At 68.6% G+C, this 18,382-nt stretch carries 16 protein-coding genes; 9 read left to right on the forward strand and 7 right to left on the reverse strand.

Annotation, left to right across the window (positions count from 1 at the left end):
- Positions 1–144 precede the first annotated feature (144 nt).
- A complete protein-coding gene (locus tag ACZ5ZX_RS32915; protein ID WP_465505886.1) occupies positions 145–1,293 on the reverse strand; it encodes a serine hydrolase domain-containing protein in 1,149 nt (382 codons plus the stop codon).
- A 234-nt stretch (positions 1,294–1,527) separates the two neighbouring features.
- Between ACZ5ZX_RS32915 and ACZ5ZX_RS32920 the strand changes: the two genes are divergently transcribed.
- Positions 1,528–2,022: a hypothetical protein gene (locus tag ACZ5ZX_RS32920; RefSeq protein WP_465505887.1), complete on the forward strand. Its 495-nt coding sequence runs from the start codon at positions 1,528–1,530 to the stop codon at positions 2,020–2,022.
- Between the two features lie 89 nt (positions 2,023–2,111).
- Complete coding sequence (locus ACZ5ZX_RS32925) at positions 2,112–2,462, forward strand: DUF5997 family protein (protein ID WP_208616268.1); 351 nt, start codon at positions 2,112–2,114, stop codon at positions 2,460–2,462.
- Here ACZ5ZX_RS32925 and ACZ5ZX_RS32930 read toward each other — a convergent pair.
- The 6 genes from ACZ5ZX_RS32930 to ACZ5ZX_RS32955 form a co-directional block, all read right to left on the reverse strand.
- A complete protein-coding gene (locus ACZ5ZX_RS32930; RefSeq protein ID WP_465505888.1) occupies positions 2,459–3,202 on the reverse strand; it encodes a LysR family substrate-binding domain-containing protein in 744 nt (247 codons plus the stop codon). The genes ACZ5ZX_RS32925 and ACZ5ZX_RS32930 overlap by 4 nt on opposite strands.
- A 344-nt stretch (positions 3,203–3,546) precedes the next feature.
- Entirely contained in the window at positions 3,547–6,270 is a 2,724-nt protein-coding gene (locus ACZ5ZX_RS32935) for an AbfB domain-containing protein (protein ID WP_465505889.1), read from the reverse strand.
- Positions 6,271–6,280: 10 nt separating this feature from the next.
- Complete coding sequence (locus ACZ5ZX_RS32940) at positions 6,281–7,273, reverse strand: ABC transporter permease (RefSeq protein WP_465505890.1); 993 nt, start codon at positions 7,271–7,273, stop codon at positions 6,281–6,283.
- Positions 7,270–8,226 carry an ABC transporter permease gene (locus ACZ5ZX_RS32945; protein ID WP_465505891.1) on the reverse strand — a complete coding sequence of 319 codons (957 nt, stop codon included), beginning with the start codon at positions 8,224–8,226 and terminating at the stop codon, positions 7,270–7,272. Before ACZ5ZX_RS32945 ends, ACZ5ZX_RS32940 begins: the two co-directional genes overlap by 4 nt.
- A gap of 34 nt (positions 8,227–8,260) precedes the next feature.
- Entirely contained in the window at positions 8,261–9,739 is a 1,479-nt protein-coding gene (locus ACZ5ZX_RS32950; protein WP_465505892.1) for a sugar ABC transporter ATP-binding protein, read from the reverse strand.
- Between the two features lie 2 nt (positions 9,740–9,741).
- Complete coding sequence (locus ACZ5ZX_RS32955; protein ID WP_465505893.1) at positions 9,742–10,809, reverse strand: ABC transporter substrate-binding protein; 1,068 nt, start codon at positions 10,807–10,809, stop codon at positions 9,742–9,744.
- 161 nt (positions 10,810–10,970) lie between these two features.
- Here ACZ5ZX_RS32955 and ACZ5ZX_RS32960 point away from each other — a divergent pair, with 161 nt between their 5' ends.
- The 7 genes from ACZ5ZX_RS32960 (at position 10,971) to ACZ5ZX_RS32990 (ending at position 18,366) form a co-directional block, all read left to right on the forward strand.
- Positions 10,971–11,969 carry a LacI family DNA-binding transcriptional regulator gene (locus ACZ5ZX_RS32960; RefSeq protein ID WP_465505894.1) on the forward strand — a complete coding sequence of 333 codons (999 nt, stop codon included), beginning with the start codon at positions 10,971–10,973 and terminating at the stop codon, positions 11,967–11,969.
- Positions 11,970–12,030: 61 nt separating this feature from the next.
- On the forward strand, positions 12,031–13,134 hold the full coding sequence (locus ACZ5ZX_RS32965) for a sensor histidine kinase (protein ID WP_465505895.1): 1,104 nt from the start codon (positions 12,031–12,033) through the stop codon (positions 13,132–13,134).
- Positions 13,131–13,775 carry a response regulator gene (locus ACZ5ZX_RS32970; protein ID WP_465505896.1) on the forward strand — a complete coding sequence of 215 codons (645 nt, stop codon included), beginning with the start codon at positions 13,131–13,133 and terminating at the stop codon, positions 13,773–13,775. Before ACZ5ZX_RS32965 ends, ACZ5ZX_RS32970 begins: the two co-directional genes overlap by 4 nt.
- Positions 13,776–14,320: 545 nt before the next feature.
- Positions 14,321–14,719 carry a hypothetical protein gene (locus ACZ5ZX_RS32975; RefSeq protein ID WP_465505897.1) on the forward strand — a complete coding sequence of 133 codons (399 nt, stop codon included), beginning with the start codon at positions 14,321–14,323 and terminating at the stop codon, positions 14,717–14,719.
- 2 nt (positions 14,720–14,721) lie between these two features.
- Complete coding sequence (locus tag ACZ5ZX_RS32980) at positions 14,722–16,101, forward strand: DJ-1/PfpI family protein (protein ID WP_465505898.1); 1,380 nt, start codon at positions 14,722–14,724, stop codon at positions 16,099–16,101.
- Between the two features lie 97 nt (positions 16,102–16,198).
- Positions 16,199–16,966, forward strand: coding sequence for a DUF1206 domain-containing protein (locus ACZ5ZX_RS32985; protein WP_465505899.1), 768 nt, complete (start codon positions 16,199–16,201; stop codon positions 16,964–16,966).
- Positions 16,967–17,016: 50 nt separating this feature from the next.
- Entirely contained in the window at positions 17,017–18,366 is a 1,350-nt protein-coding gene (locus ACZ5ZX_RS32990) for a DUF2252 domain-containing protein (RefSeq protein ID WP_465505900.1), read from the forward strand.
- Positions 18,367–18,382 lie beyond the last annotated feature (16 nt).

Genomic DNA, 18,382 nt, shown 5'->3' on the forward strand with positions numbered 1-18,382 from the left:
AAAAACGGCCTCAACGTCCTCACCGCACTCCGCGACGCCATCACCGGGAACCCCTGGCTACCAACCAACCCCGCAACCGCCTGACTAGTAACCCCGAATCGCCACTCACGACCCGGCCGGGCACTGTCCGCGGTGGTCACCCGGTCACTTGCAGAACGCGGTGTCCACCGTGGCCATCACGGCCGCGGAGCCACGCTCGGCGTCACCGAAGGTTCCCGGCATCGCGGTCACCGCGAGTCCGACGGTCCGGCCGTCCTCGGTGGCCCCGCCGCGCGTCTCGAACCCGTGGATGTCCCCGCCGTGGCCCCAGTACACGCCGCCGCAGCTGAGCGGGTTGCTCATCAGGCCGAGGCCGTAGCGCGCCCCAGGGAACAGCGGGGCGTCCACCGTCTTCCGCATCTCTGCCAGCTGCCGCGGTGCGAGCAACTTCCCGTCGAGCAGGATACGGAAGAACTTGGCGAGGTCGCTCGGCGTCGAGATCAACTGACCGGCGGCACCGCCCCAGGATGGGTCGAGTTCGGTGGCGTCGACCACCTTGCCGGTGGCGGCACTGCCGATCGCGTAACCCTGGGGGTGCCGTCCTTGGATGGTCTGATCGCCGACCTGCGGCCAATAGGTGTGTTCCAGGCCCGCCTTCCTGATGGCGCGTTCGGTGATCTGTTCCTGCACGGGCCGTCCGGTCACCTTCTCGATCACCATGCCCGCCAGCAGGTAGCCGGTGTTGCTGTACTCCCATTTGGTGCCGGGGGCGAATTTCGCCGGATGGGCCAGAGCCGCGGCGAGCAGATCGTGCGGCTGGAAGAACCTGTGCCGGAGCGTCTCGAACTCCTGTACCCCGATGTGCTCGGTGTAGTCCGGGAGCCCGCTGGTGTGCTGCAGCAGCTGCCGGATGGTGATCTTGGTGGCGTCGATGCCCTCGCCCCGCACGAGTCCCGGCAGGTACTTCTCGATCGGCGCGTCCAGTTCCACCTTGCCCTCCGCCACCAGCTGCAGCACGACGACCGCGGTGAACGTCTTGGTGTTGCTGCCCGCCCGGACCGAACCGTCGCGCGGGACGGGGACCTGGCGGTCGATCCGCGAGGACCCCGCGACCAGCGACGTCGTGCGGCCCCGATCGGTCACCGACGCCAGCGCCGCCGGGAACTTTTCCTGGCTCACCAACGCGTCGAGGCTCTTCCGCAGCTCGGATCCCCGGGGCGGGGCCGCCTCCGCCGCCGTGGCCAACGCGGTACCCATCAGCCCCGCCACCGTCAGGACCACAACTCCTTTGCGTACCTTGGTCTTGCTCGTCATTCGCGCTCCTTACTCGACCGGATCAACACAACCGACGATGGTCGATTCAGGCGCGAAGATCAGGAGTGCGGCCTACCGGATTCCGGGTAGCGCTGGCGCTACCCCTGCTTCTCGGCGTCGGGCCCGGGAAACTTTTTCGGTCCAGAATTCGTCCCACCATTGTCCGCGCGGGATCCGGCTGGTTAAGGTTCAGTTCGGTAAGTGGACTAGACCACCTGAGGCCGGGAGGCGACGATGCCCCTCGACGAGCAGCAGACCTGGGCGATGCTGCGCGAGCTCGACGAACCCGGCCACTGGGAGGTGCCACACGACTTCGACGGACCCGCCGAACGGGCCCGGTTCGAGCGTCTGGCCGAGCGTCTCGGCCGACGCTTCGACTGCCTCTGCGAAGTCGACCGGCACGTCCAGGACGCCAGTCATCTCGGCCGGATCGTGATCCCGGCGAGCGCGACCTCGGCATCGGACCATCTGACGGTCACGGTCAGCAACTTCGGCGGCCTCGTCGCGGTGACACTGGGAAATCCCGGCAGCTACGATGAGGACGAGGAACGACAGTTCTTCCCCGCGACGGAACGAAGACGGATCGAAGACGAACTGGAAGCACTCGGCTACCTGCCCGTCTCCGAACATCCGCTGTGGACGAAGTACACCGGGATCAGCGGCTTCGACACCCTCTATCCCCCGGACCGGCCGCCGTCGTGGTGGGACCGGTTCTTCGACTACCTCTGAGCGCTGGACGTCGTCACGCCGCCCGCGAAGAGCGCCTGATCACAGGGCGTTACCCTGAGGCAATGACGTCGCACAAGACCCCCCAAACGATGAAGCCCGCGACAGCGGCGAAGAAGCTGGGTGTTTACCTGGAGGCCACCCCGGCGGAGTTCCAGGAGGGTGTCGTCTCCCGCGACGAACTGAACGCGTTGCAGGCCGAGCCGCCCGAGTGGCTGCGCGAGCTGCGCCGCAACGGGCCGCATCCACGTCCGGTCATCGCGGCGAAGCTGGGCATTTCCATCAGCGGCCTGGCGCGAGGCGGGATCACCGAGGCCCTCACCACCGAGCAGATCGAAGAGATCAAGACCGCCGCCCCGGATTGGCTGAAGCGGGAGCGCGAGACCCACGCCGAGGTCCGCAAAGAAGAGGCGCGCGTCAAGGCCGCCCGTAGCGAGAGCTAGCCGCGGCGGCGGCGCTTCCCGCCTTTGGGAGCCCCGCGCTTCCCAGGCTGCGGTTTCCGGCCGGCGGCCTGGGGGCGCTTGCTCTTCGCCGGGGCCTGCTTCGGCTTTTCCTGCTTCTCCGGGGTCTGCTGCCGACCTCGGGTGCTGTTGACCGTCCGGCCCCGGACGATCCCGATGAACTGTTCCATCAGGTCGGTGGTCTCGTCCTCCGGCCAGGACAACGCGACGCCGGATTCGGGCGTGCCGGAGATCGGGCGATAAGTCAGGTCGCGACGGTGATGCAGCCGCGCGAGGGACTGCGGGACGACGAGGAGCCCGACCCCGGCGGCGACCAGTTCGATGGCGTCCGCCGTCGTGGCCGGACGATCCAGCGCGGGCTTCCCCGGTGGCCGCTCCCAGTCCAGTGTGTCGTCGAGCGGGTGCAGCACGACGTCGTCGGCGATGTCGTCGACGGAAACCTCGTCCGCGGCCGCGACCAGGTGATCCTTGGGAACGACGACCACCGTGGTCTCGGTGTAGAGCGGAATCGCGTGCAGACCGGTGCGATCGATCGGGAGCCTCAGCAGGACGGCGTCCACCTCGCCGTCCCGGACCAGCGCGGGGGCTTCGGCGGCGGTCGTCTGGACGAGTTCGAGCGGCACGCCGGGCGACCGCTCGTTCCAGATCCGGACCCACTTCGAGGGCGTCACGCCGGGGACGTACGCGAGCTTGAAGGAGAGAGGTACGTCCGGGCCGGTCATGGTCGCAAGGTTACCGGGAGTCCCCCTCGGTCTCGTGAGTGGTGATGACGGTTAGAGCGAACCCTCTCCTAGGTACCTACTGGTGGCCTGCGGCCTGGCTCGTGGGGGAAGCGCGTGAAGGCCCCCTTCCCTCGGCTGAGCCGAGGGAAGGGGGCCTTCACGCGCAGCCGGTGTGACAGGTGCTGCTGCTGAGGCTCATGACGGCCGTCCGCGACGGGTGAAGGGAGCTTTGAGAGACTCTGAGTCCCTCAAGGAGGCCTTCACGGCCCGGCCGCTACGGACCCACCCACCGTAGGCACCTCAAACACCCTTGGCCAGAACCGTCAGCACCACTCACGACCCTGCTACGGAGCCCAGGCCGCCGAGACCGCCCAGGTCACGTCCTGGTCGTACGACACCGGGTTGTCGAACGGGTGGCCGCCGCCGCTGATGGCGACGAAGACCTCCTCGGCGTAGTGCCGCATGTTCGTGCCCAGTTCGTTGACCGACGCCAGCCGCACTCCACCGGCGCCCGGCTGGGCGCAGAAGGTCGCGTCCTTCCGGAACAGGTCGGTGTTGTCGTTCCGGGCGAGGCGGACCCGGAAGTCCGCGTGCCGCAGGAACTGGCCCGGATAGTTCCGCGCCTCCAGCGAGTAGCACGACGGATCCGCGAGACCGCGCCGGACGACGAACGTCGCGTCCGCCTTCAGCAGCGCCGCGCTCGACGCGTTGACCACGTCCGTCCGCGCGAGGCCGTCACGGTGCCGCAGGTAGCGGTCCGTGAAGCCCGGCGTGGTCACCCGGAACGAGCGCGTCTGGTCCAGCGGCAGGTCGGCGCCGCTGCGCCACAGCGGGACCGAGGCCGCCCACGTCGTGTCCGCCGCGAAGCTCGACGGCGTGTCCCAAGGGTTCGCCCCGCCGCTGCGCGCGAGATAGACGGTCTCGGCGTAGTGGCGGATGTACGCGCCAGGCTGGTTGAACGACTCCAGCGCCGTACCACCCGCGCCCTCCCGCGCGCAGAACGTGGCGTCCGCGGCGAACAGGGCCGAACCGTCGTTCGCGTCCTTGCGGATCCGTGACGACGCGTGCCGCAGGAAGTGCCCGGGATAGTTTCGCGACTCGAACGACAGGCACGACGCGTCCGCGAGCCCCTGCCGTGCCCAGAACGTCGCGTCCTTTTTGCCGAAGTCCGCGCTGCCCTCGCCGAGGACGTCGGTGCGGACGAAGCCGTCCTGGTGTCGCAGGTACCGGTCGGTGTACCCGGCGGTGGTGACCCGCAGCGACACGAGTTCGCCCCGGCCGACCTCGGTTCCCTTGGCGATGGCGAGCACCTTCTGGTTGATCTCGCGCACCCGCGCCTCGGTCATCTTCAGCACGCGGCGGTCGTAGGTGTAGAAACCGTTGACCTCGTTCTCGACGTCGTACGGCTCGGTGTAGACCGACGCGGAAAGCCCGCGCCCGTGTACGAACCGCCCGACCTGTTCGGTGATCTCCACGTACCGGTTCGTCAGCGACGTCTCGTCCGGGTACAGCGCGCCGTACGCGAAGCCCTTGCCCGGCTCCCATTCGTGCCCGGTCACGCGTCTGCCGAGGCCGCCGTACTCGCCCAGCACCGCGACGCGGCGCGCGTCCGGCGGCCTCGTCCCGGCGGAGACCTGGTACGCGTGGTCGTCGATCACGTCGCCGTTGCCCGGATCGGGATCGGACACGCAGCAATTCGATCCGGAGTTGTGGTTGATCAACCGGGTGTCGTCGATCGAGCGGACCAGGTCCACGATGCGCCCGGCCTCGTATTCTCCCCAGCCTTCGTTGAACGGGACCCACTGCACGATCGACGTGATGCCCTTGTGCTGTTCGATCATCCGCCGCAGTTCGGATTCGTAGTTCGCGTGCCCGTTCGGGACCTCGTCGACGGCGTCGAGCGCGGGCATGTCCTGCCAGACCATCAGCCCGAGCCGGTCGGCGTGGTAGAACCACCGCGCGGGCTCGACCTTGATGTGCTTGCGGACCATGTTGAAGCCCAGTGCCTTCTGGCGTTCGAGGTCGAACCGCAGCGCCTCGTCGGTCGGCGCGGTGTAGATGCCGTCCGGCCAGTAGCCCTGGTCGAGGGTGCCCAACTGGAACACGAACTTCCCGTTGAGCAGCGGGCGCATCACGCCGCCCACCATCGCCTTGCCCAGCGACCGCATCCCGAAGTACCCGGTGACGACATCGCCACCGGGCAACCGCACGCGCAGGTCGTAGAGGAACGGGTCGTCCGGTGACCACAGCCGCGCGTTCGGCACAGGGACCCGGATATGCGAGCCCACCGTTCCGCTCGCGGTGCCGGCCACTTGACCGCCCGAGAGGACTTCGGCGGTCGCCTGTTGTCCGGGAGTGCCTTGGACGACGAGGTCGAGCGCGCCACCGGGGACGTCGGGTGTGGTGTCCAGCCGGGTGACGTGCTCGGCGCGGACCGGTTCCAGCCAGACGGTCTGCCAGATCCCCGACGCCGCCGTGTAGAAAATGCTTTCGGGGGTCTTCCGCTGCTTCCCGATCGGGTACCGGCTGCCGTCGACGGGCGACGCCACGCCGACGACGATCTCGTTCTCCCCCGCCTTCAGCGCCGGGGTGATGTCGAACGAGAACGCGTCGAAGCCGCCGGTGTGGCTTCCGATCGACGTCCCGTTGACCCAGACCCTGGTCTCCCAGGTGACCGCGCCGAAGTTGAGCTTCACCCGTCGTCCGTCCCATGTGGACGGAACGGTGAAGGTGCGGCGGTAGAACATGTTGTCCTCATGCCGTTTGATCCCCGAAAGCATCGACTCGATGGGGTAAGGCACGAGGACGTTCTCGCTCAGCGGTCTGCCGATCGGTGGCGAGGTCAGGTTCGGCGCTCCGGTGAAGCCCCAGGTTCCGTTGAGGTTGAGCCATTCCGAACGCACCAGCTGCGGTCGCGGGTACTCCGGCAGCGCGTTCGACGGCGAGACCTGGTCCGTCCACGGGGTGGGGAGCGGGACGGGGGCGGCTTGGGCGACGGGAACCAGCGTCGTGGCGGCGGCCAGCAGGCCGGCCACGACACTCAGGACGCGCGCCGTTCTTCGGTGCATGCGATCTCCCCTATCTCCGGGCGGTCGTGCGCGCCAGCGACCGCTGCAGCACAACGACCACCAGCAGGAACGCGCCGCTGACCACCGATTGGTAGTTGCTGTCGAGAGTTCCTATCTGGTTGATGACGTTCTGGATGACCGTTCGGATGCCCACGCCGATGACCGTTCCGAGAATCGTGCCCATTCCGCCGGTGAGCAGGGTTCCGCCGATGACGACGACGGAGATGGCGTCCAGTTCGAGACCGACCCCGATCACCGTGACACCGGATTGCAGGTAGGCCGCGGTGAGCGCGCCCGCGAGGCCGGAAAGGACGCCGCTCATCACGTAGACGGTGACCTTGGTGCGCGCCACCGGCAGCCCCATCAGCTTCGCGGACTGCTCCGAGCCACCGGTGGCGAACACCGACTGCCCGAACCGGGTCCGCCGCAACACCAGCCCGCCGAGCAGGCACAACGCCGCCGCGATGAACACCGGGTAGCCGAAGCCGAAGAGCGTGCCGCGGCCGAGTTCGACGAACGCCTCGCCCTCCGGGATCTTGTAGGTCGTCGCGCCCTCGCTGGTGATCGCGAGCAGCAGCCCCCGGGCGAACAGCAGGGACGCCAGCGTGACGATGAACGGCGCCATCCCGGTTTTCGCGACCAGGAGCCCGTTGATCAACCCGATCAGCCCGCACACCGCCAGCGACAGCAGCAGCGCCACGAGGAAACCCCATTGCGACCCATAGGCGGCGAGAACCCCGCCGAGCGCGTAGACCGAACCCACCGACAGGTCGATCCCGCCGGTGATGATCACGAAGGTCATCCCGAGCGCGATGATCGCGAGGAACGAGCTCTGCAACGCGATGTCACGCAGGTTGTCCAAGCTGCCGAAACGCGGGAACAGCAGCCACGCGACGGCGACCATGAGCACCAGCGCGATCGCCGCGCCCTGTTTCTGCAGCACTCCGGCCATCAGCTCGCGCCGGGTGGAGTCCTGGGCGGCCATCGTGGGCGCCGCGGTCATCGGCTGCTCCGTTCCCGTGCGACGTACACCGCGCCGACGATGATCGCGGCCTGGACCATCTGCGCGGTCGAATCCGGCAGGTTGTGCTTGATGAGGGTGGCGCGGACGAGCTGCATGAGCAGCACGCCCATCACCGTGCCGAGGATGCGGACCCGCCCGCCGGTCAGCGGAGTGCCGCCGACGACGACAGCGGTGATCGCGGACAGTTCCATCAGCAGTCCGGCGTCCGCGGGGTCACCGGCGCCGAGCCGCGCCGTCGAAAGCACCCCGGCCAGCGCCGCGAGCAGCCCGCAGATCGCGTAGACGCCGATGAGGACGCGGGTGACCGGCAGCCCGGCCAGCACGCTGGCCCGCCGGTTGCCGCCGATCGCGACCAGCCGCCTGCCGAACGCCGTCTTCCCGACCAGTGCCGCCACCAGCACTGCCAGGACCGCCGCGATGAGCACGCTCACCGGGATCCCGAGCACCTCGCCGGTGCCGAGTGCGAGGAACGCCTCGTCGTGCAGCTGGATGAGCTGGCCGTCGGCGAGCACCAGCGCGAGGCCGCGCCCGCCGACCAGTAGGGCGAGGGTCGCCACGATCGGCTGGATCCCGACTCTGGCCACGAGAACACCGTTGAACGCGCCGGCCGCCAATCCCGCCACGAGGGCGATGGCGACCGCGGGCAGCGTCCCGTACCCGAGGTAGAGCGGGACGAGCGCGGCTGAGAGCGCCATCACCGCACCCACCGACAGGTCGACGCCCTCGGTGCCGATCACCAGCGCCATCCCGAGCGCGACCACCAGCACCGGCGCGGCCTGGATGAGCTGGGTGCGGAAGTTGCCGACGGTCAGGAAGTTCGCCGTGAACGCGATGTTGAACAGCACCAGCGCGGCGACGGCGACGTACACGCCGTACTCCTGAAGCCAGCGCGCCACCCGGGTCCGGTCCACCGTCTTCCCCGTGTCCGTCATGGTGATTCCCGGATCCTCTGTTCTCCGCTGGGTGCTAGTCATCCGTGTCCCCGCCCGAAGCGATCGCGGCCAGCACGTGGTCCTGGGTCAGCTGCTCCCCCGCGAGTTCCCCGACCACCGAGCCGTCCTTCAGCACGACCAGGCGGTCGGCGCCGTCGAGGAGTTCCTCCATCTCCGAGGAGATCAGCAGGACGGCCAGCCCCTCGCGGGCCAGTTCGTCGATCAGTGCCTGCACCTCCGCCTTGGCACCGACGTCGATACCCCGCGTCGGCTCGTCGAGCAGCAGCACCTTGGGTTCGGTGCACAGCCACCGGGCGAGCAGCACCTTCTGCTGGTTGCCGCCGGACAGTTCCGCGACCTTCTGATCAGGGCTGGATACCTTGATGCGCAGCCGTTTCACGAAGGTGTCGACGATCCGGTCCTGGCGGGCACGGCTGACCAGGCCGAAACGGGACAGCTTCGGCAACGCGGCGAGGACGATGTTCTCCCGCACCGAAAGATGCGGGATGATGCCCTCGGTCTTGCGGTCTTCGGCGAGCATGCTCACGCCTGCCCGCATCGCCGCCGCCACATTCCCTCGCGCCACCGGTTTTCCGCCGACGAGCACGGTTCCGCCGGACAACGGCAGGTCGCCGACGATGGCCCGCGCGGTCTCGGTGCGGCCGGAGCCGAGCAGCCCGGCCAGCCCGACGATCTCGCCGGGCCTGATCGACACCGAAACGTCCGCCAGCCGGTTGCCGCTGGTCAGGTTCTCCGCGCGCAGCACGGGTTCCCGCCCCGCCTCGTGATCTCCCTCGAAGGCCGTCGCACCGTGTGAGCGGATGTCACCGACGCTGCGGCCGAGCATCATCGACACCAGTTCCAGCCGCGGCAGTTCCGCGAGCGGTCCGGTGTGGACCCGTTTACCGTCCCGTAGCACCGTCACGCGGTCACAGATCCGGTACAGCTCGTCCATCCGGTGACTGACGTACACGATCGCGATCCCGCGTTCGTGCAGCCTGCCGATGACCTCGAACAGCGTCTCGACCTCACGCGGTTCCAAAGAGGACGTCGGCTCGTCCATGATCACGACGTCGGCGTCGACCGACACCGCGCGCGCCAGCGCCACCATCTGCTGTGCGCCCACCCCGAGTGTCCCGAGTGGACGGCGGACGTCGGTGTCGATGCCGTAGTCCTTCAGCAGGGCCGCCGCGTCGGCGTTCATCCGCGCCCAGTCCACCAGCCCGAACCGCTTCCTCGGCTCACGGCCGAGGTACACGTTGCTCGCCACGCTCATCAGCGGGATGAGGTTGACCTCCTGGTAGATCGTGGAGATCGCGCCCCGCGCGTGGATCGTGCCGGAGTCCGGCCGGTGCACGCCGGTGAGCACCTTGATCAGCGTCGATTTGCCGGCGCCGTTCTCCCCCACCAGCGCGTGCACCTCACCCGGCCGGAGCGCGAACGACACGTCGTCGAGCGCGCGCACCCCGGCGAACGTCTTCGTCACGCCTTCGACCTCGAGAACCGGTTCCATCGTCAGTACGCGTTCCCGAGCTTCTGCGCCGCGTTCGCCGGGTCGTACTGGTCGTCGGAGATCACCACGGTCGGCGGGATCTCCTTGCCGGCGGCGAAATCCTGCAGCGTGGAGAAGGCGAGCGGGCCGAAGCGCGGGTTGGACTCGATCACCGCGTTGTAGCTGCCGTCGGCGATCAGCTGGACGGCGTTGCGGGTGCCGTCGATCGACACGATCTTGACGTCCTTGCCCGGCGTCTTGCCCGCCGCCTTGAGCGCGGTGACCGCGCCGATGCCCATCTCGTCGTTCTCCGCGTAGACGGCGGTGATCTCGGGGTTGCTCTGGATGAGCTGCTCCATGACCGCCTGGCCCTTGGACCGGTCGAATTCACCGGTCTGCTCGGCGACGATCGAGATCCCCGGCGTCGAGGCGATCTCGTCCTTGAAACCCTTGGTGCGGTCGGTGGTCACGTTGTTGCCGGAGGCGCCGAGCAGGATCGCGACCTTGCCGGTGCCGCCGGTCGCCTTCACCATCTCCTTCGCCGCGCGCTTGCCCTGTTCGACGAAGTTCGAGCCGATGAAGGTCAGGTAGTCACCGCAAGGCTGCGACGTGACCTTGCGGTCGATCGTGATGACCGGGACCTTCTTGGCCTTCGCCGCGTCGAGGGCGGGCTGCAGGCCATCGGAGTTCAGCGGCGCCACGATGAGCAGTTGCGCGCCTCTGTCCAGCAGCGACTTGATGTCGCTGACCTGCTTGTTCAGATCGCTCTGCGCGTTGGTGACCAGGAGTTTGTCTCCCGGGACACCGAGTTTGGCGGCTTCGTCCCTGATGGACTGTGTTTCGGCGATCCGGAACGGGTTCGCCTCCTTCTCCGACTGGGAGAAGCCGATGACCGCGTTCTTCACGTCCACCTGCGGATAGCCGATCTTCTCGCGGGCGCATCCCGGCCCCGCGGCCTGGCTCGGTGCCGCCGAGGCGGCCGGTCCCGCGCCCGACGGGGCGGTTTGCTGGGTCTCGCGGCTGGTGCAGGCCGTCAGCGCGAGCGCGAGACCGGTCACCAGGAGCAGGGTGCGGCGGATGGGCAGGGACATCGATCGCTCCTCGGGGAAGTCGAGCACACGGATCGGCGGTGACCCATGTCACTCATCAGGACGATGCCAGATTTACATCGTTGGTACAACGTTGTAAATCCGCCGTTCGCGCGGCTAGGCTGTGCCGGATCTGTGCCAGAGATCTGTGGAGAGGAGCGAGGGTGGCCACGCTCAAGGACGTCGCCAAGCTTGCGGGCGTCTCGGTCAAGACCGTCTCGAACGTGGTCAACGGCTACGACTTCGTGAAGCCGGAGAACCGCCGCCGGGTCGAGGAGGCACTGGCGTCGACCGGCTACCGGCCGAATCTCGGTGCCCGTAACCTCCGCCGCGGCCGCACCGGGTTCCTCGGGCTGATGCTGCCCGAACTGAGCATCCCGTACTTCGGCGAACTGGCCGGCCTGGTGCTGCAGGCGGCGCAGGAGCACGAGTGGAACGTCCTCATCGAACAGACCCTCGGCACCAGGGAGCGCGAGCGCGACGCGCTGTCCACACTGGGACCGCATCTGATCGACGGCGCGATCATCAGCCCGGAAGCGTTGCACACCAACGACTTCGAAGACCTGGCGCCGGGCGTACCGCTGGTGATGCTCGGCGAGCACGTCATCGACGTCCCGATAGACCACGTCGGCATCGACAACGTCCAGGCCGCCCGGATCGCCGTGCGGCACCTGATCTCCCTGGGGCGTCGCCGAATCGCGGCGATCGGCGCGCATCCGCAGCGGCACACCGCCGCGCAACGGCTGGAGGGCTACCACTCCGCGCTCGAAGAGGCCGGGCTCGTGCCCATTCCGGAACTGGTCCTGCCCGCGCTGCGCTACCACCGTGCCAACGGCGCCGAGGCGATGGCGCATCTGCTCGCCCTGCCGGAGCCACCCGACGCGGTGTTCTGCTTCAACGACCTACTCGCCATCGGCGCCCTTCGCGCCGCGGCCGAGCGCGGCGTCCAGGTGCCGTCGGACATGGCGATCGTGGGCTTCGACAACAACGAGGAGAGCGCCTACAGCCTGCCTTCGCTGACGACGATCGCCCCGGACAAGGCGGCGATCGCGCGGGCCGCGGTCGATCTCCTGCGACGTCGCATCGCGGGCGGAAGCGACCTCGCCCCCGAGGACGTCCAGACGCCTTTCTCGCTGGAGATCCGGCACAGCACCATCGCCTGACCCGCGTTGTCCGCGCGGGGGTCGCTTGCGCGGGTGTCGCGGGGTCGAGCATTGTGTGTCCGTGAACCGGGCCCTGGCCGTGCTGACCGTCGTCGCGTACGTGACGTTGCCCCTCGGCTCGGCCAAATACGAGACACTCGTGCTGCCGACACTCCTCGTCGGACTCGTCTACGCCGGGATCGCGATCGCCGGCTTCCCGTGGGTCCAGAAACGCGGCCGCGCGTTCGCCATCGCCTACGTCTGCGTGCAGTTGCCTCTCGGCTTCACACTGTTCTCGCTTTCGGGCGCCGCCGTCGGCGCGATCCTGCTGCTCGTCGTCCTGATCTCCCAGACCGTCCTGCTGTTGCCCCTGCCCGCGGCGTTCGGCGTCGCGGTGGTGATCCCGCTGATCCACCTCGGGATGGCTCCGATGGACGGGCTGCGGGAAGGATTGGGGACGCTGGCGGTCATGGTCTTCGCCGCCGTGGTGACCGAGCTGGTCCAGCGGGAGAAGCGGGCGCGGGAGGAACTGGCGGCAGCGCACGAGCGGCTGCGCGACTACGCGGCGCAGGCCGAACAACTGGCGACCACCCAGGAGCGCAACCGGCTCGCCCGCGACATCCACGACGGCCTCGGTCACCATCTGACCGTCGTGCAGATGATGCTGCAGGCCGCCAGGGCGGTGATCGGCACCGCGGACACGGACCGCGTCGACACGATGCTCGCCAAGGCACAGGACCAAGCCCGGGAGGCACTCGCGGAGGTCCGCCGTTCGGTGTCGGCGTTGCGGGAACCGCGCTCCGAACCGCTCGTGGACACCTTGCGGGCCTTGGCCGACGAGGCGTCCGCGGCCGGAGTGCCGACCGGGTTCGAGATCAAAGGCACGGCGCGGGATGCCCGTGCCGAGGTGGAGGAGTCGCTGTTCCGGGCGGCCCAGGAGGGACTGACCAACGTGCGCAAACACGCGCGCGCCAAGACCGCGACCGTGGTGCTCGACTACGCCGCCACGGATCTGGTCCGGCTCGAAGTCCGCGACGACGGCCTCGGCCTGGCCGGGGATCCCCCGCACGGCACCGGATTCGGCCTCGTCGGTCTCCGGGAACGGGTGGCGGGGCTCGGCGGGCGGGTCACGGTGGACTCTGCCCAAGAGCACGGCCTGACACTGACCGTGGAGGTGCCGGGATGAGTGTTCGCGTGCTGATCGTGGACGACCAGGCCCTGTTCCGCGAAGCTCTGGCGACCCTGCTGGAGGTCCAGCCCGGGATCGAGGTCGTCGGCGAGGCGGCCGACGGGGAACAGGCCATCCGGCTCTGCGCCGAACTCCGCCCCGACGTCGCGCTGATGGACCTGCGAATGCCGGTGCTGGACGGAATCGCGGCCACCACCCGGCTGCGCGCCGAGCAACCGGGAGTCCGGGTGCTCGCGCTGACCACTTTCGACGACGACGAGGACGTCTTCGCCGCGCTGCGGGCGGGCGCCGTCGGCTATCTGCTCAAGGACGTCTCGTCGACGCGGCTGGTCGAAGCGCTTGTCGCGGCCCAGCGAGGTGAGTCGGTGCTTCAGCCGTCGGTGGCGGCCAAACTCGTGGCCAGGGTGGCCCAGTTGCCCGCCGAACCGCGCCCCCAGCCGCTGGTCACACCGCTTTCCGAGCGGGAGCTGGAAGTGGTCCGGCTGCTCGCGGACGGCCACAGCAACCGGGAGATCGCGAAGAAGCTGTTCCTCGCCGAGGGAACGGTGAAGAACCTGGTGACGAGTGTGCTGTCCAAGCTTCAGGTGCGGGACCGGACCCAGGCTGCCTTGCGCGCCAGGGAACTCGGCCTGTTCTGAGCCGTGGTGGGCCGGGTTGGTCGTGAGTGGCGATTCGGGTTCTGGCCAAGGGTGTTTGAGGTACCTACGGCGGTCGCGGACGACCATCACGAGCCTCAGTAGCACCACCCGCCGCAACGGCTGCGCGTGAAGGCCCCCTTCCCTCGGCTCAGCCGAGGGAAGGGGGCCTTCACGCGCAGCTGGTGTGACTGCTGATGCTTGCGGGCCGCATGAGGCGATCACAAAGTCCGTGAAGGCCTCCTTCCCTATCCTGAAGGTAGTGAAGGTCCCCTTCCCTCGGCTCAGCCGAGGAAACTCGACCTTCACACCTTCCCCAGCACATGAAGGCCCCCTTCCTTGCGCCTAGCGCAAGGAAAGGGGCCATCATGCACCTCACGCCAGCAAGGCCACAGGCCACCAGTAGGTACCTAAGAGAGCGTTCGGGTTCTAACCCGAATCGCCACTCACGAGTCATATGACCTCGCGCATGACTTCCGGCACCTGCCGAAGTGCCCCCGGGCCCCCGAACATTGCTCCCGTCGCACCGAACCGCGAGGGAGTCCACGATGAACCACACGACGGAACCGAAGACCCGGAACCGAGCCGTCCTGCACTTCACCCGCCACGCCGTCGAAATGCTGGTGGCGATGATCGCCGGGATGATCGTCCTCGAACCCGTCTGGTCGTTCGCTTGGCCCGGCCTCGCGGGGAACGTGACCGCGAGCGCGCTGGTGATGGCGACGGACATGTCGCTCGGCATGGCGCTGTGGATGCGGATCCGGCGGCATGGCTGGGCGTCGATCGCGGAGATGTCGGCCGCGATGTACGTGCCGTACGTGATCTTCCTGCCGTTCTTCTGGGCAGATCTGGTCTCGGGATCGACACTGATGACGGCCGGACACGTGCTGATGGTGCCGTCGATGCTCGTGGCCATGCTTCGCCGTCGCGCCGAGTACGGAGGCTGACCATGCGTGCCTTCCTCCGCGGCACGCTGACCGTGCTCGCGTTCGTTCTCGCCGCGGTGGCCCTGCCGCTCACCCTCGGCGGTGTCACGCTGAACGCCAGTTTCGAAGACCACTACACCCCAAGAACCGACGGCATCTCGCCGCGACCGGTCCGCCGGGCGCACGATCCCGCCAAGCCCACCGCGGTCGTCGTGGTGGGGAACGAGGGCGCCGTCGTCTCGGACGCGCTCGCCCCGTACGAGGTCCTGGCGACGAGCGGCGCGTTCAACGTCTACACGGTCGCTCCCGAAGTTCGGCCGGTGACCCTCACGGGTGGGCTGGATCTCGTGCCGGACCTGAGTTTCGCCGATCTCGACCGGTTGCTCCCCGCCGGTGCCCCGGACGTCGTCGTCGTGCCCGCACTGCCCGATCTCGGCGAGCCGACCACGCGCCCGGTGACCGAGTGGCTGCGGCGGCAGTCCTCGAAGGGTGCTCTGCTCATGAGCGTCTGCAACGGTTCGGGCGTCCTCGCCTCGGCCGGGCTTCTCGACGGCCGCCGCGCTACCGCGCACTGGATCGGCATCGACGGCTTCGACGACGAATTCCCTGCCGTGGAGTGGATTCGCGGCACTCGGTATGTCGACGACGGCAGCATCGTGACCACCGCCGGGATCCTGTCCGGGATCGACGGCGCGCTCCATGTCACCGAGCGGATCGCCGGCCTGGACGTCGCCCGCCGGACCGCCGGCGCGGTGGGCTGGGCCCACTACTCCCCCGGCGCCGCCGCCCCGATGAGGCAGAACACCTTCGAGGCCGCGGACACCGTCGTCGGGTTCAACACCGCGTTCCGCTGGGACAAGCCGGTTCTGGGCGTCCTGCTGACCGCCGGGGTCCGTGAGCTGGAACTGACCGCGGCTTTCGACACCTACGGAGAATCGCTGGCCGTGCGCACGATCGCCGTCGGCCTGGACGGCGCTCCGATCCAGTCACGGCACGGGCTCACCTTCGTACCTCGGGGCACTCCAGCCGTGGTCTCCGACGATCTCGACCGGCTGATCGTGCCCGGTGCCGACGCCGCCACCGGGCACGTCGCCGATCGGTACTCCGCGCTCTCACCGGTGTACCTGCACGGAAAACCGGGCTTCCCGTTCGACGCGGCCCTCGAAGACCTCGTGCGCGTCACGGACACCGCGACGACACGGTGGACGGCGAGGACACTGGAGTACCCGACCGGACATCTGACGCTCAGCGGTGCGGCCTGGCCGTGGGCGATCACCCTCCGGCCGTTCGGGCTCGCGGCTCTCGGCCTGCTCGCGGCGTTCGGGATCCGCGCGTTCCTCCGGCGCCGTGGTCAGTACAGGAGTTCAGGGTCGACCCTCCACCAAGGTGGAGATCAAGAGTGATCCGCCTCATGTGCCGGCGACCACCGAACTTCACCGAACGGACAAATTGCTCCCACTGGCCCTGGTGGCCCGCTGCCGCGTCGACAAGGATCGCCCGATGCGCGAAGGCAAACTGTTCGACCTGATCGCCCGAGGCGGGCTCGTCTGTTACTCCGTCGTGCATCTGCTCGTCGCCTGGCTCGCGGCGCAGGTCGCCCTCGGCGATCGGGCCAAGGCAGACAAGGCGGGCGCGTTGCAGGTGGTGGTGGCGAACGGCGGCGCGTGGCTGCTTTGGGTGATCGCGGTGGGTCTCGCCGTACTGGCCCTGTGGCAGTCGAGCGAGGCGATCACGGGCCACCGGCACGTGAAGGCACGGCGGCGCACGGTGCGCCGGATCGTCAGCGGGATCGAGGTCGTGCTGTACGGCTTGGTTTCCTACAGTGCGGTGAAAGTCGCCATCGCGGGTGCCGACGACGGGCAGACGTCGCTGGTGGCGCGGATCCTGGCGGAGCCCTACGGCCCGGCGCTGGTGACCGTCGTCGGGATCGTCGTCGTAGCGGTGGCGGTCTTCCTCGCGCAGCGCGGACTCCGGAAGACCTTCGTCCGCGAACTCGATTTCGGCGACGCCCCCGCGACGACGCGGACCACGACGATCCGGCTCGGCCAGGTCGGCTGGATCGCCCTCTCCGCCGCGTACGGAACCATCGGCGTCCTGACGGTCGTCTCCGCGGCCACCTTCGACCCCGCGAAGGCCGGCGGTCTCGACGTCGCGTTGAAGACCTTGGTCGTCCAGCCCTACGGCGCTCCCCTCCTCCTCGCGCTCGCGGCCGGGATCGCCGCGTTCGGCGCGTTCGCGCTGCTGGACGCGCGGTTCCGCAAGATCTGATCTGCCCGGCCCGCCGACCTGTGGCACGGTGAACCCCTCAGGAGGTCGTGATGGCAGGTGTGGTCGGACGGATCCGCGAGCAGGGCGAGGACGGTCGGCGCGCGCGCATCGTCGAGGTGCTGGTGGAGGCCTTCGACGACCTCATGCGCGCCGACGCGGACGCGTTCCGCCGGAAGTTCCGCAAGATGGCCGCCGCGCCGTTCGCCTTCTACCGCGGCTCCGCGTGCCTGTTCTACGCGGACATGGCGGACGAGGACGACCCGTGGGCGAACGACGAGACCAGCCGCGTCTGGATCCAGGGCGACCTCCACGCCGAGAACTTCGGCAGCTACATGGATTCGTCCGGGACGCTCGTGTTCGACGTCAACGACTTCGACGAGGCGTACCTCGGCTGTTTCACCTGGGATCTCAAACGGCTGGCCGCCAGCGTCGCGTTGCTGGCCTGGAGCAAGGCGATCTCCGACGACGACATCGCGACGCTGATCGACACCTACCTGCGCGCCTACGTGAGACAGGTACGCCAGTACGCCGAGCGCCCTGGTGACGAACTCGTCCGGCTCCAGCTGGACAGCACCGAGGGCATGCTGCACGACGTGCTGCTGCGGGCCCGGTTGAAGACCCGGATCGACCTGCTGGACGAACTGACCATTGTGGAGGATTACGACCGCCGGTTCCGGCACGGCCCGGGAGTCCGGGTGCTCGAAGACGCCGAACGCGAGACCGCGGTCACCGCCTTCGAGTCCTATTTGGACACGATTCCGGAGAGCAAGCGGTTCGGCAGCATCACCTACCGGGTCAAGGACATCGTCGGCCGGACCGGGTTCGGCATCGGCTCGGCCGGGCTTCCCGCGTACAACATCCTCGTCGAGGGGCGGACACAGGCGCTGGAGAACGACGTCGTCCTGTCGATGAAACAGGGCAACGTCGCCGCGCCGAGCCGGATCGTGGCCGAACAGAGCATCCGCGACTACTTCACCGACGAAGGACATCGCACCGCCGTCTCGCAGCGTGCCCTTCAGGCGCACGCGGATCCGTGGCTCGGTCACACGGAGATCGGCGGGACCGGCTTCGTCGTCTCGGAGTTGTCGCCCTATGTCAACGACCTCGACTGGTCGGAGCTGACCGAACCCGCCGAGATGCGGCCGGTGCTCGATTATCTCGGCCGGGCCACGGCGAAGATGCATTGTGTGTCCGATTCGGACTCCGAGCAGACGCTGGTCGATTTCCAAAGCGAAGCGGCCATCGCCGAAGTGATCGGTGACCGCGAGGACGAGTTCGTCCGCGAGCTGACCGAGTTCGGGATGGCCTACGCCGAGCAGTCCCGGGAGGACCACCGGTTGTTCGTGAACGCCTTCCGCGGCGGCGAGATCCCCGCCGTCCGGCCCGCCGCGAAGGGCTGACCGGACGACGGGGCGC

Source organism: Amycolatopsis sp. NPDC033938, from assembly GCF_055575975.1.

Excerpts from the sequence above, each read along its gene's own strand:
- ACZ5ZX_RS32915 (WP_465505886.1), bottom strand. The coding sequence starts at position 1,293 with ATGACGAGCAAGACCAAGGTACGCAAAGGAGTTGTGGTCCTGACGGTG.
- ACZ5ZX_RS32920 (WP_465505887.1), top strand. The coding sequence starts at position 1,528 with ATGCCCCTCGACGAGCAGCAGACCTGGGCGATGCTGCGCGAGCTCGAC.
- ACZ5ZX_RS32925 (WP_208616268.1), top strand. The coding sequence starts at position 2,112 with ATGAAGCCCGCGACAGCGGCGAAGAAGCTGGGTGTTTACCTGGAGGCC.
- ACZ5ZX_RS32930 (WP_465505888.1), bottom strand. The coding sequence starts at position 3,202 with ATGACCGGCCCGGACGTACCTCTCTCCTTCAAGCTCGCGTACGTCCCC.
- ACZ5ZX_RS32935 (WP_465505889.1), bottom strand. The coding sequence starts at position 6,270 with ATGCACCGAAGAACGGCGCGCGTCCTGAGTGTCGTGGCCGGCCTGCTG.
- ACZ5ZX_RS32940 (WP_465505890.1), bottom strand. The coding sequence starts at position 7,273 with ATGACCGCGGCGCCCACGATGGCCGCCCAGGACTCCACCCGGCGCGAG.
- ACZ5ZX_RS32945 (WP_465505891.1), bottom strand. The coding sequence starts at position 8,226 with ATGACGGACACGGGGAAGACGGTGGACCGGACCCGGGTGGCGCGCTGG.
- ACZ5ZX_RS32950 (WP_465505892.1), bottom strand. The coding sequence starts at position 9,739 with ATGGAACCGGTTCTCGAGGTCGAAGGCGTGACGAAGACGTTCGCCGGG.
- ACZ5ZX_RS32955 (WP_465505893.1), bottom strand. The coding sequence starts at position 10,809 with ATGTCCCTGCCCATCCGCCGCACCCTGCTCCTGGTGACCGGTCTCGCG.
- ACZ5ZX_RS32970 (WP_465505896.1), top strand. The coding sequence starts at position 13,131 with ATGAGTGTTCGCGTGCTGATCGTGGACGACCAGGCCCTGTTCCGCGAA.
- ACZ5ZX_RS32975 (WP_465505897.1), top strand. The coding sequence starts at position 14,321 with ATGAACCACACGACGGAACCGAAGACCCGGAACCGAGCCGTCCTGCAC.
- ACZ5ZX_RS32980 (WP_465505898.1), top strand. The coding sequence starts at position 14,722 with ATGCGTGCCTTCCTCCGCGGCACGCTGACCGTGCTCGCGTTCGTTCTC.
- ACZ5ZX_RS32985 (WP_465505899.1), top strand. The coding sequence starts at position 16,199 with ATGCGCGAAGGCAAACTGTTCGACCTGATCGCCCGAGGCGGGCTCGTC.
- ACZ5ZX_RS32990 (WP_465505900.1), top strand. The coding sequence starts at position 17,017 with ATGGCAGGTGTGGTCGGACGGATCCGCGAGCAGGGCGAGGACGGTCGG.